At 65.3% G+C, this 14,153-nt stretch carries 15 protein-coding genes and 1 pseudogene; 7 read left to right on the top strand and 9 right to left on the bottom strand.

Features of this window, described 5'->3' with window-relative positions:
* A complete protein-coding gene (locus tag DTA22_RS05970; protein WP_112298762.1) occupies positions 1 to 999 on the bottom strand; it encodes an MBL fold metallo-hydrolase in 999 nt (332 codons plus the stop codon).
* A gap of 232 nt (positions 1,000 to 1,231) precedes the next feature.
* On the opposite strand from DTA22_RS05970, the gene DTA22_RS05965 reads away from it, so the two are divergent.
* Positions 1,232 to 2,113, top strand: a complete 882-nt coding sequence (locus tag DTA22_RS05965; RefSeq protein WP_112298895.1) for a glycine-rich protein — start codon at positions 1,232 to 1,234, stop codon at positions 2,111 to 2,113.
* Positions 2,114 to 2,182: 69 nt separating this feature from the next.
* Here DTA22_RS05965 and DTA22_RS05960 read toward each other — a convergent pair whose 3' ends face one another.
* Complete coding sequence (locus DTA22_RS05960; protein ID WP_235214694.1) at positions 2,183 to 2,650, bottom strand: CarD family transcriptional regulator; 468 nt, start codon at positions 2,648 to 2,650, stop codon at positions 2,183 to 2,185.
* Positions 2,651 to 2,807: 157 nt separating this feature from the next.
* Here DTA22_RS05960 and DTA22_RS05955 point away from each other — a divergent pair, with 157 nt between their 5' ends.
* Entirely contained in the window at positions 2,808 to 3,443 is a 636-nt protein-coding gene (locus tag DTA22_RS05955; RefSeq protein ID WP_112298760.1) for a TetR family transcriptional regulator, read from the top strand.
* Between the two features lie 25 nt (positions 3,444 to 3,468).
* Here the strand turns inward: DTA22_RS05955 and DTA22_RS05950 are convergent, their stop codons facing one another.
* The 3 genes from DTA22_RS05950 to DTA22_RS05940 all read right to left on the bottom strand — a co-directional run bounded on the left by DTA22_RS05950 (position 3,469) and on the right by DTA22_RS05940 (position 5,493).
* On the bottom strand, positions 3,469 to 3,879 hold the full coding sequence (locus DTA22_RS05950; RefSeq protein ID WP_112298759.1) for a YjbQ family protein: 411 nt from the start codon (positions 3,877 to 3,879) through the stop codon (positions 3,469 to 3,471).
* A gap of 392 nt (positions 3,880 to 4,271) precedes the next feature.
* Entirely contained in the window at positions 4,272 to 4,961 is a 690-nt protein-coding gene (locus DTA22_RS05945; protein ID WP_112298758.1) for a TerD family protein, read from the bottom strand.
* A 112-nt stretch (positions 4,962 to 5,073) separates the two neighbouring features.
* On the bottom strand, positions 5,074 to 5,493 hold the full coding sequence (locus tag DTA22_RS05940) for a CoA-binding protein (RefSeq protein ID WP_112298757.1): 420 nt from the start codon (positions 5,491 to 5,493) through the stop codon (positions 5,074 to 5,076).
* Positions 5,494 to 5,572: 79 nt separating this feature from the next.
* On the opposite strand from DTA22_RS05940, the pseudogene DTA22_RS05935 reads away from it, so the two are divergent.
* Positions 5,573 to 6,954 (top strand): annotated as a pseudogene (locus tag DTA22_RS05935) (NERD domain-containing protein); the annotation flags it as partial.
* A gap of 153 nt (positions 6,955 to 7,107) precedes the next feature.
* Here DTA22_RS05935 and DTA22_RS36685 read toward each other — a convergent pair.
* Positions 7,108 to 7,371 (bottom strand): hypothetical protein, encoded by a 264-nt coding sequence (locus DTA22_RS36685; protein WP_235214696.1) that lies wholly within the window; start codon positions 7,369 to 7,371, stop codon positions 7,108 to 7,110.
* 75 nt (positions 7,372 to 7,446) lie between these two features.
* Positions 7,447 to 7,629: a flavin reductase family protein gene (locus DTA22_RS05925; RefSeq protein WP_409372686.1), complete on the bottom strand. Its 183-nt coding sequence runs from the start codon at positions 7,627 to 7,629 to the stop codon at positions 7,447 to 7,449.
* A gap of 1,076 nt (positions 7,630 to 8,705) precedes the next feature.
* On the opposite strand from DTA22_RS05925, the gene DTA22_RS05920 reads away from it, so the two are divergent.
* A complete protein-coding gene (locus DTA22_RS05920) occupies positions 8,706 to 9,773 on the top strand; it encodes a hypothetical protein (protein WP_146777753.1) in 1,068 nt (355 codons plus the stop codon).
* 620 nt (positions 9,774 to 10,393) lie between these two features.
* Here DTA22_RS05920 and DTA22_RS05915 read toward each other — a convergent pair.
* Positions 10,394 to 11,203, bottom strand: coding sequence for a HugZ family pyridoxamine 5'-phosphate oxidase (locus DTA22_RS05915; protein WP_112298755.1), 810 nt, complete (start codon positions 11,201 to 11,203; stop codon positions 10,394 to 10,396).
* 139 nt (positions 11,204 to 11,342) lie between these two features.
* On the opposite strand from DTA22_RS05915, the gene DTA22_RS05910 reads away from it, so the two are divergent.
* The 3 genes from DTA22_RS05910 (at position 11,343) to DTA22_RS05900 (ending at position 13,746) form a co-directional block, all read left to right on the top strand.
* On the top strand, positions 11,343 to 11,810 hold the full coding sequence (locus DTA22_RS05910; protein ID WP_007300492.1) for an NfeD family protein: 468 nt from the start codon (positions 11,343 to 11,345) through the stop codon (positions 11,808 to 11,810).
* Positions 11,807 to 12,679 carry a slipin family protein gene (locus tag DTA22_RS05905; protein ID WP_112298754.1) on the top strand — a complete coding sequence of 291 codons (873 nt, stop codon included), beginning with the start codon at positions 11,807 to 11,809 and terminating at the stop codon, positions 12,677 to 12,679. Before DTA22_RS05910 ends, DTA22_RS05905 begins: the two co-directional genes overlap by 4 nt.
* A gap of 137 nt (positions 12,680 to 12,816) precedes the next feature.
* Positions 12,817 to 13,746: a phosphodiesterase gene (locus DTA22_RS05900; protein WP_037226911.1), complete on the top strand. Its 930-nt coding sequence runs from the start codon at positions 12,817 to 12,819 to the stop codon at positions 13,744 to 13,746.
* Here DTA22_RS05900 and DTA22_RS05895 read toward each other — a convergent pair whose 3' ends face one another.
* Complete coding sequence (locus tag DTA22_RS05895) at positions 13,747 to 14,100, bottom strand: helix-turn-helix domain-containing protein (RefSeq protein WP_112298753.1); 354 nt, start codon at positions 14,098 to 14,100, stop codon at positions 13,747 to 13,749.
* Positions 14,101 to 14,153: the final 53 nt, after the last annotated feature.

The following is a 14,153-nucleotide window of genomic DNA, read 5'->3' as shown; positions in this document are numbered from 1 at the left end:
TCAGCGGCGGGCGAAGACGGCGGGTTCGCTGTCGGGGACCTGGGCGACGAGGTCCCGGGCGACGAGGTGCCGAAGGTGAGCCGCCGCCTCGGACAGGGCCATCCCCTTGCCCATGGGGGAGATGTCGGCCCACGGCTTGTACCACTTCATGCGCTCGGCGACCTGCCACACGGTGATCTGATCGTCGCCGAAAGCCTTGTACAGGTGGTCGAGTCGCTCTTCGTGGTGCTCGATGAGCTCGCCGGCGCGGCCCGCGACGTCGTCGATGGGGATGCCGTGGGCACCGAGGCCCCGGGTGATGTTCATGGTCTGGACGCGGCGCAGCGAGTCCATGAACTCCGCCAGGGCGTCGCGTTCTTCGAGCGGGTAGACGAAGTTGCCGACGTGCGGCGTCGTCTTCTGCAGGACGTGGTCGCCGGTGAACATCACGTCGGCGTCTTCCAGGTAGAAGCAGACGTGGCCGGGGGTGTGGCCCGGGGTGTAGACGGCGCGCAGGTTACGACCGGCGAGCGCAATGAGCTCGTCGTCGACGAGAACGCGGTCGGGGGCCGAGTCGGGACCCGCAGGCGGCTTCCCGGACGCGGACTTCTCGAATGCCTCCAGGTCTGCCGGGGCGGCGCCGGCCCGCGTCATGTTCTCCTTCTGGAAGTCCAACCACGCGGGCCCGTGACCGGTCGACATGTGCTCGAACATTCCGTGATCGGATTCGTGCATCGCGATCCACGCACCGGAGGCCTCCCGGACGCGACCGCACAGACCGGTGTGGTCGGGGTGGAAGTGGGTGAGTACGACGCCTTCCACATCCTTGACCGAGTGCCCGATGGCCTCGAGACCGGAGGTGAGGCCGTTCCAGGCATTGTCGTCGTCCCAGCCGGCGTCGACGAGGATCAGACCGCCGGGGGATTCCATCGCGTACACCAGCGTGTGACCGAGGGGATTGTCGGTGATCGGGACCGGAATCTGGAAGATCCCGTCACCGATGGGCGCTGCGTCGTTCATATGCATACCTCGTTGCCTAGAGGAACAAATTAGTTCTACTTACCTTCATACTGACCTTTCGCCGCGGTTTGCGATACCGCGGGTCCCGATTAGCGGAACGACATGGCCCGTGACCAGGTGTTTTCGTGCGAAATCCGACCGGGAGACCGGAAGACCCACTGGATGCCGGACGCTATGGAATGCTCCACTCGGACCAGCTTTCAACATGCTCGCGTTGCGACAGGAGACTGCTTTGACCACAACCCTCGTTCGATCACGCCGCCGGTGGTACACGACCGGAATGTGTGGCCTCGCCGTAGTGGGTGCCTCGGGACTGCTTGCCCCCAGCGTGGCGGTTGCAGCGCCGGCGGCGTTGCCTGCCGGCTGTGTGCAAGGCGTCGGCACCCAGGTGACCTGCACGTTCACGTTCACCGGCAGTGCGCAGTCGTTCACGGTTCCCGAGGGCATCACCAGCTTGGCCGTGACGGCAACGGGCGGACGTGGTGGAAACAGTGAAACTGTCCTCGGCGGCGCCGCGGCCGTCGCAACCGGGCAGCTGACGGTCGCCGCGGGTGACGCGCTGTATATCCAGGTCGGCGGCAACGGTGGCGACGGCGACGGCCAAGCCGGATACAACGGCGGTGGAGCCGGCGGCACCGGCGCAAGTGGCGGTGGCGGTGCCTCCGACGTTCGCACCGGGACGGGTGCGCTGGCGGATCGTCAGATCGTCGCCGCGGGCGGAGGCGGTGCCGGTGACACCTACATCGGCGGCGCAGGCAATCTGGCCCCGACCGGACCCGCCGGCCAAGCCGGCGGCGGGGGAGGCGGCGGAGGCGGCGCCACGGACGTCGCTGGTGGCCTCGGAGGCAACGGTGGCACCGACCCGCATGGTTCGCCGGGTGAGGCCGGTGTCGGTGGTGCCGGTGCAGGCACGGGCGGCGGTGGCGGCGGAGGCTGGTTCGGCGGCGGAGGTGGCGCCGAGAACTACGGTGGTGGCGGAGGCGGTGGGGGATCGTCCTATGCGCCCGGCGGAACCTTCAGCGCAGCTGGGGCGGATGCTGTTTCGTCGGTAGTCATCAGGTACGGTGCCGGATCCGGAACAGGGTCACTCGGAAACCTCTTCGGCAGCAGCTGATCTCGACTCCCGCGCACGAAATCGGCAGCGGCCCCGAACTTTGGTTCGGGGCCGTTGCCGATTGTGTTTTCAGACTGCGACAACCGCCGCCGTAGAGGCAGACGCGGGTTCGTAGATCGCCTCGATGCGGCGCCGAGTCTCGTCAGGGTCGGACTTCATCGCGAGGACGAGTTCGGAAATGACGAGCTGCATTGCGTGCTCGAGCTGCCGCTTCTCGCCGGCCGACAGCGGCTTGACCTGCGCACGCGTCATCAGATCGCGGATGACTTCACTCACCGTGAAGATTCCGCCCACGGTCAGCTTTTCCTGGTTGGCCTTGAACCGCCTGGACCAGTTCGACGGGTCGTCGACCGTCGGACCACGCAAGATGTCGAAGACGCGACCGACTTCGTCGTTGTTGATCGCATTCCGGACGCCGATGGATTCGGCTTTCGCTACCGGGATCTCGATGGACAGCCCGTTCTGGGCGACTTCGAACTGTACGTATTCGGTGGGCAAATCGTTGAACATCCGGGTCGTGAGCTTTGTGACTGTCACGGACCCATGGTGCGGGTACAGAAAGATATCACCGATATTGAGATTCATAGATTACCTACCCTTCACATACATTATGGCACACGCTGCCATCTTGACAACTGCTGACCAGATATGAACGATCTCTGGTGGGTGCTCCTACCGATTGCGAAGGCCGTTGATGACCAGAGTCGAAGCGTTCTCCGTGTCGCCTGACCTGCCCGCCGGCCCGTTGGGGCTGCGGGAGCGGCGACGCGAGCAGACGAATGTCGAGATCAGCGAGACCGCACTCACGCTGTTCGAACACAAGGGTGTCGAGGGCACGACCGTCGGCGAGATCGCGCAGGCTGCGGGAGTGTCGCAGCGAACCTTTTTCCGATATTTCGCTACCAAGGAAGAGGCGGCGCTCCGGGATCACTGGGCCTTCGAGGCGGTCCTGGCCGGAGGACTCGACCAGCTCGACTCGGAGGTCTCACCGAGGCTCGCGCTGGAAACGGCATTCGCTGCTGCTCTGACGATGTACTCGGACAGTTCGTCGATCGCCTGTCGGCGATTGCTGCGGGTGAACCGACTCATCAAGAAGGAGCCGGCGCTGCGGGCCGAGCTGGCGCGCGAGAGCGTGCGTCGGACCGCGGCACTTGTCGATGTGGTGTCGACGAGGTTCGACTGCGCCGACTTGCAGATTCGACTGGCGGTCGATGTGTCGATCGCCGTACTCCGGGCGGCGTTGGAAACGTGGGTCGACCAATCGTCCACCGACGAGACGGCGAGTCTCCCCGAAATCTATTCCTTGGCAAGGGGACTCGCGCAGGCCTGATCGGAGACGGTCCGCCGGCGCCGGTTCAGCCCTGCAGGAAGCTGAACCGGACGTGCCGCACCGGGTTGTCGACATTGGTGTCGACGAGACACACGGATTGCCAAGTGCCCGTCGCGAGTGCCCCGTCGAAGACGGGCACGGACGCGTAGGGCGGCAGGAACGCCGGCAGCACGTGGTCGCGCCCGTGCCCATGGCTGCCGTGGCGATGGATCCACCGGTCGTCGCGCGGAAGCACTTCGTCGATCGCCCGCAGAAGGTCGTCGTCGCTTCCCGCACCGGTCTCGATGACGACGAGTCCCGCAGTGGCGTGCGGCACCCACGCATGCAGCAGGCCGTCACCGGCGCCTGCTGAGGCGAGGAACTTCTCGATCTCACGGGTCAGGTCGTGCACCACCGGCTCAGCGCCGGTGCGCACCTCGATCTCGGTACTGAACATAGTTCTGACGTTAGTGCCCTGGGGCGTGACGGCGCACGCGCTATGTGACCAAGCCCTGCCACGATCGGAATCGTCAACAACGCATCGAGCGGCGTCGACAACTGAGGATGCAATCTTGATGACGAGCCCAACTAGTTGAGCGACCATGCTCAGGTACTCGAATCAGTTGACGGATTTACGGGTGGCTCGAGCGGCGGACCCAAACGCGCAGCGCTAGCGCCCTCGGGATGGAAATCATGCGTGGGGCAACAGGTTATTCTGTGTGCGTATTGAGGGTCCTTTCGGTGCAATGCCTGGTCCCAGCATTCCCTTGGCGGAGGGGGACCGGGCATACCGGAAACCGCTCCGCCGCCGTCACTGTCGCGGATGTGGTTTCGCGACCGCCGTCTCTGCTACTTACGGCCGGCTGCCCACTTCATGCCCCAGCTGTAGGTCTTGTCGAGATCGGCCTGGCTGCCCTCGACGTACTTCACCTCGCGGGTGACGGTGATGCCTTGTCCGGTGTTCTGCAGCATCGCGATGGCGCAGATGCGAGCGGAGCTGTTCGACGAGTCCAGTCGTACCTCCACCTCGGGGCCGCTGGTGGGGTAAAGGGTGACGACACCGTCCACGGCTGCCCAGTTGGGTGCGCCGTCGTAGATCATCGCGAAGATGAGGATCCGCTTGAACATCTCCGGTCGGTCGAGGTTGATGTGCATGTTCTCGCCCCCGGTCACGGTGCCGGTGCGGTCGTCGGCGTCGAGCTTGACGAATGGCGGGTCCTGCAGCGATCCGAAACTGTTGCCGAGTGCCTGGACCACACCCTTCGACCCGTCGGCCAGTTCGTACAAGCAGCCGAGGTCCAGGTCGATGCCGTTGTTGCCGCCCGCGGCGGCCGCGAGCTTCGCGAAAAAGCCGGCCTTCTTCGGCTGCGGCGCCGCGCCCGTCGACCAGTTGAGGTTGACCCGCATCGCGCCCTGCCGCTCACCCGACTTCGTGAGGCTGACGGAAGGCGCAGCCTTCGACAAGGTCACTTTGCTCAGATTGACTCCGCCCTGCGGTGCGGCAGGAGTGGAGGGGCGTCGGGTGTAGTCGATGGCCACAGGTGGGAACCTTCCGATTGACTGAGCGGCGCGCATCAGACCGTTGTCCGATTTGCACGATTTCGGTCCAGGGTAGCGGTAGTCGTCCGGGACGCAGTCGGCCCGACCATGCTCACGCTGATTCCCGTGCACTCCACTCGATTGCCGGGCACGTGTCCATCACCATGGCGACGCCCTTCGCGGTCGTTCGCTGGAAGGCGGCCTCGTCGATGACTCCCAGTTGGAACCAGACGCCTTTCGCCCCCACCTCGACGGCCTGGTCCGCGAACTCTCCGGCAGCCTCCGACTGGCGGAAGACGTCGACGACGTCGATCGGGAACGGCACATCCGCGAGAGTGGGGTAACCCTGCTCGCCGAGCACCGTCGGGGCGTCAGGATGAATCGGGACGATGCGCTTTCCTCGGCGCTGCAACAGCTCCGCGATCCGAAACGCCGTTCGGTCGGGGTTGCCGGAGAGCCCGACGATCGCCCACGTCTCCCAGTCGTCGAGCATCGACGACACGGCCTTGGAGTCCTGCCACTTGGTATCCACATCGCCAAACTACTACTGAAGGTGGAGGTCAGCCGGGGATCGCCGCGCTCGATCGAGGCCGTCGTGCGAAAGTATCCGCATGGTGATCCGAATTCCCGAGAATCCGCGTCTGGTGAATGGTTCCGAGGAATCGGTGTGGAATGCATTGCTCGGTCAGCTCGGTGACGGAGATCTCGTGGTGGCAAACCAACGGGTCACCGACAGGCTCAAGGACCATGAGATCGACTTCGTGGTCGCGCTCGAGGGGTACGGGATCGTCTGCCTGGAGGTGAAGGGTGGGCAGATCTGGCACGACGGCACCGATTGGTACCAACAGCAGCGAAAAGGACCAGCGGTCATCAACCCGGTCCGGCAAGCACGCGACGCGCTTTATGCCCTACGGAGCTACGTGGAGGCCGACCCGCGCTGGAGTCACGGGCGGCTGCGATGGGACCACGTGGTGGTCTTGCCCAACGTGGAGATCGCCGACGACTTCGCCCTGCCGGAATGCCCGCGCTGGAAAGTGATTGATCGCAGCAACCTCGATGAGGTGGTGTCGCGATTGCAGAAGGTGCTGTCCGGTCAACAGCTGGACCGCCCGGCGCTGCCCGCGGACGGGGTCGATCAGCTCACGACGGTCCTCTCCGGGCGGGGGCTGCCGCATCGTGACGTGGTCGCGAGGGCGATCGCGAACGAAGACGCTGCTGACGCACTCACCGCCCAGCAGTCGGTGATTCTCGACGCGATCCGGCTGTTGCACCGTGTCGAGGTGCGGGGCGGCGCCGGAAGCGGCAAGACGTTCCTGGCGGTCGAGAAGGCGCGACGGTTGGCGAAGCAGGGGCAGGGGTGGCACTCATCTGTTACTCGCATGGTTTGGCGTCGTATCTCGAGCGGTTGACCGCAACCTGGTCGTACAAGGAGCGTCCCGCGTACGTCGGGGAGTTCCATGCGCTCGGTCAGCGGTGGGGAGCGCCGGAGGGCCCGGACGAAAGCATCCGCAACACCGACACCGTGCAGTTCTGGGAACACGACCTTCCGCGGCACATGGCGGAGTTGGCGTCGGAGCTGCCCTTGCGGGACCGGTTCGACGCGGTGGTCGTGGACGAGGCGCAGGACTTCGCCGATGACTGGTGGGGGCCGTTGCTGGCGGCGCTGCGCGACGAGGAAGCCGGCGGCATATATGTGTTCAGCGACGAGGGGCAGCGGGTGTTCGACCGGCAGGGTGTTCCGCCGATTCAATTGGTCCCGTTGGTGCTCGACCACAATCTGCGCAATACCCGTCAGATCGCGGACTCGTTCACGCCGTTGGTCGGCCAGCGGATGCGTCTGCTCGGTGGGGAAGGCCCGGAGGTACTCTTCGTGCCCTGCGCGGCGGAGGATGCGCTGACAGTGGCCGACGACCAGATCGACTCGTTGATGGACGAGGGGTGGCGTCCCGAGGACCTGGCGTTTGCTCAATCTCTGCTACGTGCTCACGAACAGGGATGCTCGCAGACATATCGAGGTTGCGTCGGCTGTCGGCCGCCACCAGGTTCGCGACACCGTCGATCGGGATAATCGACCACGCCACGACGTTATAGATATGCGTTGCAGGCCATCCGCCTGTCACAGTAGAAGCAGAGGTCGTCCTGGAGGTCACGCAAATGGCTCCATCAGGGACCGAAGCGCAGTTCGATCTGTGCCGAACAGGAAGCCGTCCAGGTCTTCCGCGTCGAGTTCAGCGCGGTTGAAGGTGACGTCGTCGTGGGTCCACGCCGTCCGGATGAAGGCGCGAAGTCGTGCGGATATGCGACGCGACCCCTCCGGTATTCCGGGCCGCAGCGTGACCGTGCCGATGCGGTCGACCTCACCACCGTCAACTTCTCGTGGAAGCCGATGCGTCAAAGAGGAAATCGTCACGAGTGCCACGATCGCGCACGTGGGGAAGGACCGGTTTCCCGGCGCGCAGCTGTTCGAGGCATTGGTCGACAGCGTTCATGCGGGGCTCGCAGGGGTGAGCTGATGGAAGGTGGAGGTGTAGAGGAGCAGCGGGTCGGGGGTGTCGGTGGCGCCGAGTTCGAGGACGAGGTCGTGGTCGCCGACGGGTTGGACGAGGTCGATGTGGCAGTCGATCCAGGCGTGGGCGCCGGCGAGGCGGGGTGATCCAGGTGATGGCAATGGCGATGTTGACTTGGATGTCGCGCAATTCTCGTGATTACTACGAGGCGCTTGAGTATTCGGAGTCTGTGACGCGTGTGCGGAGTATGCCGAAGTTGGCTCGCCCGTTATCTACTGTGGTGTCCCACGCCAGCGCCGGAACTGTGCGGCAGTGTCAGCCCCCGCGGTGACAGCATCGAGATCTCGGACCAAGCCTGCGGTAAGCGACTGCAGTCCGAGTGATCCTTTTCGCTGGGTGTGGCCGAGCCGGGCGTTCAGCTCGTGGTCGCCCCGATCAACCACGATCTCGGCGTATTCCCAGACGAGCTGGCCGGTGGTGGGTGAACGCGGGGCCGCGCGCCGTGGCTGTAGGAATCGACATACCCACTTTAGCTGCCGCGGTAGCCAAGGTTTGGTGACCTCGCGCGCGAGGACGGTCACGTCGACCTACCTCCGGCGTCGTGTTAAGGCAGGTGGGTGCGTACTGCGTTGAGCAGGCTGTGGCCGGTCCTCGTAGTTGGCCGAGGTCTTGGACATCGGCGGCGCAGACGTAGCACCGGGGCGTCTTAGGGTCGAGCGGTAGTGCCTGGGAGGCGTTCGAGATCGTTGTTCCCTGCGATAGCAATTCGTGGACGCTGGCGGGGCGTTTCCGTTGAGGGTAGGCCGGGAGACCGTCGTGCCCTATCTCTGTCGTACCAATCACCTATCATGCTGCGGATGGTGATTGCGGGAGGTTCAGTCCGTTATACCGGACGGTAGCAGGGGGAGTTGTGCTTACAAACCGCGTTTCGTTTCTAGGTAGCTATGTTTTCAACTGGGCGCTATCTCGGGTTCGGTGCTACATCGAAGTCTCCGGTGTTGAAGCTGAACTTGATTCGGCAAGTACAGTATTGGAGGACCTCGGTTGGCGCAGCTGCAGCTTGGTCCGCCTCGACAACGTCGATGGACATCTCTCTTTTGTTCGCGATGTAAGGGGGACAATCAGCGCTCAAACAGAGGTTGAGCTTGTAAACAAGGTGAACCAGCGGCTGACGGACGCGTGTTGCACCGCCCGGATCAATGCTGTGGCGCTTGCGCCAATTCAGTACCCAAGTCCCGTGATGCGACCCGTAGTTCTCCCGAAGGATGGTCTCGTTATCGGAGGAATGCAGGCCGATCGGTTCAGTGAAGTCAGATACCCAGCCAGTTTCCCCGGCAACGGTGACGTAGGCGAGAACTCCAATCCGACACAGGATGACCGCTGCGTTCCCGCTACTGAAGAGCGTCCTGTTGATTCGTCGCGCTGGACGGTTCGGCTGGGGCACAACGTGTACGGGGCCATCGACAATTGGTTGGTGGGGCACCTTTCATCGCGGCTCGAGCGTTGGTTGCTCGGTGGCTCGACAGACGGTGATTCGCCGGTCCTGCGGAGAAGTTTTCTGCTTTGGGGTTTCGTGGTCTCACTGCTAGCGACGGTCTTGGGAGTGTTCACCCCGCGATTCAATCCCGCTGACGCGCTGAATGCTTGGCTAATTCCCGGCCTATTTATCAGCATGTTCATCTTCGTCGTTGTCAATTTTGCGGCGCTTCAGATCAGCACACGAGTCATCGTTGAGCCGAGAAAGTTCATCGGAATTCTTCCTTCACACTGGTCTCCGTACAGCTGTTCAAAATGGTCCGACACCACCAATCCCGACGTGGTGGAAATCCTCGGCAGTCGGCGGTCGAAAGCCCTGAGCCGGCTGAGTCGCACGGTCATGACGGTTTTGCGATTTGTGCTCATCGGTTTCAGCGGAGTATTTGTCTATCTCTTGTTCCAGTTGGTGCGGAGCACCCCAAGTCTAGTGGGAATCCCCGCTGTCCTGGTCATCGTCCTCGTATGGTTCGTACTAAGCGACATCCTCCGGTCGCGTAGGCGCGTAGTTGTCCGCAGTGCGGTGGTGCGTGGGATCCAGGTCCTCATGGTCGTCGGCGTGGGGGGCTTGCTGCTGAGATTGCCGACCCTCGCCTTCTATAATGAACTCGGCGCTACGGACCTGGCGCTGAAGGTCAGCTGGACCGAGGCCGCATTTCACGCCGTCCCACTGGTTGCGGTAGTCCTCGGTAGTGCAGTCTTTGTGTGTCGATCTGGGTGTTGGCACCGCGGCTGGACAGGTGGTCCCGTGATCTCTTCTCACTGGTTATGACTGCGAATGTTGTGTGCGCCGTTCTCACTGGGATAATTATCGCGATACAGCCAGCGGCAGAGATTCGCTCAGGCAACATCGCTTCTGAGAGCCCTGCCGTGAAAGCAACTTGCACGTTGAAAGACGGCACCTGGGTGCCGACATGGGCGATCGGGCGTATAGGGAATCCTGTGCTCGCTGACCGGTTTGTGGGCACAGATGAGAATATTGGGCCGCTGCAGGTTCCGGCAGACCCTGGAACTTTCAGGGTGGTTCACACATCGGATCCCTGCTGAACGTCGTCGAGGAAGGCCCCACCGACAAGGAGGCTTTCTGAATCGAGCCGCGAGCGTGAGACTGGCCCGCTCAACCTGGCGAGTTCGGCCCGAAGGGGGTCGTAGTAGGGAGGATTACACCCGACCCGGCGACGAGAGCGAAGCCCGAGAAGGCGAGAGCGGCCACCGTGCGCTTGATGGTGTTCGACATGCGAATCTCCTTGTTGAGAGGGGGTTTTGCTGACAACAAGAAGCTTGCCGGGCACGCGCGATTGGCGGTATTGACCCCAGGAGGGAACCTGATCACCACCCGGGAAGGGCGCCGCCGCGACCGAACCGTTCAGCCCGGTCGCAGCGGGCGCGTGCTCACCGACCGGTCAGCGCCCGGGCCTGTTCTGTCAATGCGACTGTCGCCGCACGTAACTGGTCGGCCGAGTCGAGTGGCTCTGCGTATCCGACGCGGGTCACGGCGACGCCGCGGGGGGTGGTGACGCGCAGGTCCAGTCCGTAGCGGTCGGCTCCCTCGCAGGTGACCGTTTTAGCATCGGGGAAACCTCCGAGCGCCTGGGCCATCGCGCGCAGGGCGTCCGCGTGGTCGGCGTTGAGGTGCTCGATCGCCCGGCCGGCATGCGGGGTGACGGGGTCTGCTGTCGCGGCGGCGTAGGACTCTTCGGTCGCCGAATCCATCCGCCCGTAGCCGCCGACCCACCGCACACGCTGCACCCGCAGCACCCAGAGCGAGAAGTCGCTGAAGTCGATGTAGACGTGCGCCGCCGGGACGGCGGCCAGGTGCGCCTCCCGCGCGGCGGCGAGTTCGTCGCCTTCCGGGCGGTAGACGTACCCGGCGAGGGTGATGCGGGTGCTGGCCAGCGGATCGGCGGGCGGGTTCGGCGCGACGATCGCGATGCTGGCGCGGGGGTCGTGCGCGAGGTTGCGGCCGTGCTCGGCCATCTGCGACACGCACAGCACGGGCGAGCCGTCGAGCAGACCGTAGGTGACGAACGACGCCCACGGGTCGCCGTCCCTGGTCAGGCTCGCGAGGGTGCCCACATTGGTCGTGGCCGCGACCGTCCGGGCCTCCTCTGCAGCGGACGGGCGGGCCGGGTTGGCGACCTCCTCCAACGGCGGCGGCACGGTTGGGGCATCACCGGGATCTCCGTGATCTACGTTCGTCATTCGTTGAACGGTACCCCGCCGGAAATTGCCGGTGGCATTGCCGTCGACCTGCGCTTACCGTTGAACTGAGGGCTCGATCGCCGAGTGGCTATGCGAGTGCGACCGGGTCCTCGCGAAGCGTGATCGTGGGTGATGCGAGATGACCGCGTTGGGCGTGCTGGCGCTGGTCCTGGGTGTGCTGTTGATCGTCGTCGAGGCACACGCACCGACCGCGGGTGTGCTCGGCGGGCTCGGGGCACTGTTCGTCGGGGCCGGGGTATGGCTGCTGTTCACGTCCAGCGACACCGCGCAGATGATCGCCATCCCGGCGGCCGCCGGAGTCGCGGTGGTCGGTGTGGGACTCGCCGTGGTCGGCGGCCGGAAGGCGCTCGCCGCCGGACACGCGCCCGTGCGCACCGGAATGCAATCCCTCATCGGATCCGACGCCACCGTCCGCAACTGGAAGGGACGGCAAGGTCAGGTCGAGGCCGCCGGAAGCCTGTGGAAGGCGCAAACACTGTTCGGGGACGACGAGACACCGACCGCCGGCGACTCCGTCATCGTCGAGCAGATCCGCGGACTCACCCTCACCGTGCGCCGCCGCGAACCCTGGGAGCTCGAGATATGACTACCATCATCGTCATCCTGTGCGTCGTCATCACCCTCCTCGCCGTCCTCGCGAGCAGCTCGATCCGGGTGCTGCGCGAGTACGAGCGGGCCGTCGTGTTCCGGCTGGGCCGGCTGGTCGACCTGAAGGGCCCGGGCCTCGTGCTGCTGATCCCGGCGATCGACCGGATGGAACGGGTCAGCCTGCGGACCGTGACCCTGAAGATCCCCGTCCAGGAAGTGATCACCCACGACAACGTGCCTGCCAAGGTCACCGCCGTCGCCTACTTCCGGGTGGTCGACGCCGACCGCGCGATCGTCGAGGTCGAGGACTTCCTGGCCGCCACCCTGCAGATCGCCCAGACCACCCTGCGCTCGATCCTCGGCAAGGCCGACCTCGACGCGCTGCTGGGCGAGCGGGAACGCCTCAACGAAGACCTGCAGAAGGTCATCGATCAGCAGACCGAGCCGTGGGGTGTGAAGGTCACCACCGTCGAGATCAAGGACGTCGAGATCCCCGCTAACATGCAACGGGCCATCGCCCGGCAGGCCGAGGCGGAGCGCGAGCGCCGCGCCAAGATCATCAACGCCGAAGCCGAGTTCCAGGCCTCCGCGAAACTCGTCGAGGCCGCCGACGTCATCAGCCGCAACCCCACCACCCTGCAGCTGCGCTACCTGCAGACCCTGAGCGCGATGGGCGGCGAGAACAACTCCACCGTCGTCTTCCCGATGCCCCTCGACCTGGTCCGCCCGTTCCTCACCGCGGCCAAGGACGCGGCAGCGACGGACGACGGCGACGAGCGGGCCCGGTTCGAGGCCCAGGCCAACCTCGCCGCGATGATCCCGCCCGCCGGCCCGGAGGCGCGCGCACCGCACCACGCACGAAACTGACGTCGTGCCGCACCGTTCACCGTCCGGCCACCGCGCGTGCCCCGGGAGGTGACCGGAGTGCGCTTGGCTAGGGTGGACACACAGTGGCGTCCACCCGGGCACCTGCCCCCGTCGGGGCGAGCGGAAGCGAGAGACCGATGAGCGGCACCGAGGCAGCCGACATACGGACGGCCGAGTATCCGCGACCGTCACATTTCGTGCTGCACCTCAGCGACACCCATCTCGTCGACGACGACCTGCTGTACGGGGCCGTCGACAGCGAGGCCACCCTGCGGCAGATCTTCACCGAGATCGAGTCGTCGCACGCCCGCCCGGACGCCCTGGTGTTCACCGGCGATCTCACCGACCGCGGTCAGCCGGGCGCCTACGAGAAGTTACGGGCGATCGTCGAACCGGTCGCGGCGTCGCTCGGCGCGCAGGTGATCTGGGCGATGGGCAACCACGACGACCGCGGCCACTTCCGGACGGAACTGCTCGGGCAGGAACCGTCGTACGAGCCGATCGACCACGTCTACGACGTCGACGGACTGCGCATCGTCACCCTCGACACGACGGTGCCCGGGCATCACCACGGGGAGATCTCTGAGAGCCAATTGCTCTGGCTGGCACAGCAGCTCGCGGTTCCGGCACCCCACGGGACCATCCTGGCGCTGCACCACCCGCCGGTGCCGTGCGTGCTCGACCTGGCGGTGCTGGTGGAACTGCGCGATCAGCCGCGCCTCGCCGACGTGCTGCGCGGCAGCGACGTCCGGTCGATCCTCGCGGGACATCTGCACTACTCGACGACGGCGACGTTCGCGGGCATCCCCGTCTCCGTCGCGTCGGCCACCTGCTACACCCAGGACCTCAACGTCCCGGCCGGGGCGCTGCGCGGACGCGACGGCGCCCAGGGCTACAACCTCGTCCACGTGTACCCGGAGACGATCGTGCATTCGGTGGTCCCGATGGGCAGCTACGACACCGTCGGCGAATACGTCACCGCCGAGGAAACCGAGCAGCGGCTCGCGGCCGAGGGTGTGCGGATCCCGGACATCGGGGAGCAGGCCGTCACGCGGGTCCGGGTGTAGTCAGCCCCTGCGCGGGAACTTCTCCCGGTACGCCATGACGTCGGAGAGCCGGAACCGGCGGTGGGTGCCGCGCATCTCGATGGGCAGGGCGCCGGAGTCGGCGAGCCGGCGCACGTAGGTGTCGGAGACGCCGAGGATCTCCGCGGCCTGGGACGTGGTGAGCAGGTCCGCGACCGCGCCGAGTGCCACACTCTGCCCGTCGGCGAGAAGGGTGAGCAGTTCGAGGACCGCGTCGCGCGCGGGGTCGGGCAGCACCATTCCGTCGAGGGTGACGATCGGCGACGCGTCGAGGGCGGTCCGGAGCTCGGCCGCGACCGTCGGCTCGAGCGCGGAAACGATGTGGTCGATGCTCATGGGTTTACGATCTCATGAGCCCGGACGGCGAGGCCCCGCGGCGGTAGTCTTGC

Source organism: Rhodococcus wratislaviensis (assembly GCF_900455735.1).
In the GTDB taxonomy this organism is placed as follows: Bacteria; Actinomycetota; Actinomycetes; order Mycobacteriales; family Mycobacteriaceae; genus Rhodococcus_F; species Rhodococcus_F wratislaviensis.
The sequence above is the reverse complement of the archived record's forward strand: the minus strand, read 5'-3'. Positions and strand labels throughout refer to the sequence as shown.

Excerpts from the sequence above, each read along its gene's own strand:
- DTA22_RS05970 (WP_112298762.1), bottom strand. The coding sequence starts at position 999 with ATGAACGACGCAGCGCCCATCGGTGACGGGATCTTCCAGATTCCGGTC.
- DTA22_RS05955 (WP_112298760.1), top strand. The coding sequence starts at position 2,808 with ATGACCAGAGTCGAAGCGTTCTCCGTGTCGCCTGACCTGCCCGCCGGC.
- DTA22_RS05950 (WP_112298759.1), bottom strand. The coding sequence starts at position 3,879 with ATGTTCAGTACCGAGATCGAGGTGCGCACCGGCGCTGAGCCGGTGGTG.
- DTA22_RS05915 (WP_112298755.1), bottom strand. The coding sequence starts at position 11,203 with ATGACGAACGTAGATCACGGAGATCCCGGTGATGCCCCAACCGTGCCG.
- DTA22_RS05910 (WP_007300492.1), top strand. The coding sequence starts at position 11,343 with ATGACCGCGTTGGGCGTGCTGGCGCTGGTCCTGGGTGTGCTGTTGATC.
- DTA22_RS05905 (WP_112298754.1), top strand. The coding sequence starts at position 11,807 with ATGACTACCATCATCGTCATCCTGTGCGTCGTCATCACCCTCCTCGCC.
- DTA22_RS05900 (WP_037226911.1), top strand. The coding sequence starts at position 12,817 with ATGAGCGGCACCGAGGCAGCCGACATACGGACGGCCGAGTATCCGCGA.
- DTA22_RS05895 (WP_112298753.1), bottom strand. The coding sequence starts at position 14,100 with ATGAGCATCGACCACATCGTTTCCGCGCTCGAGCCGACGGTCGCGGCC.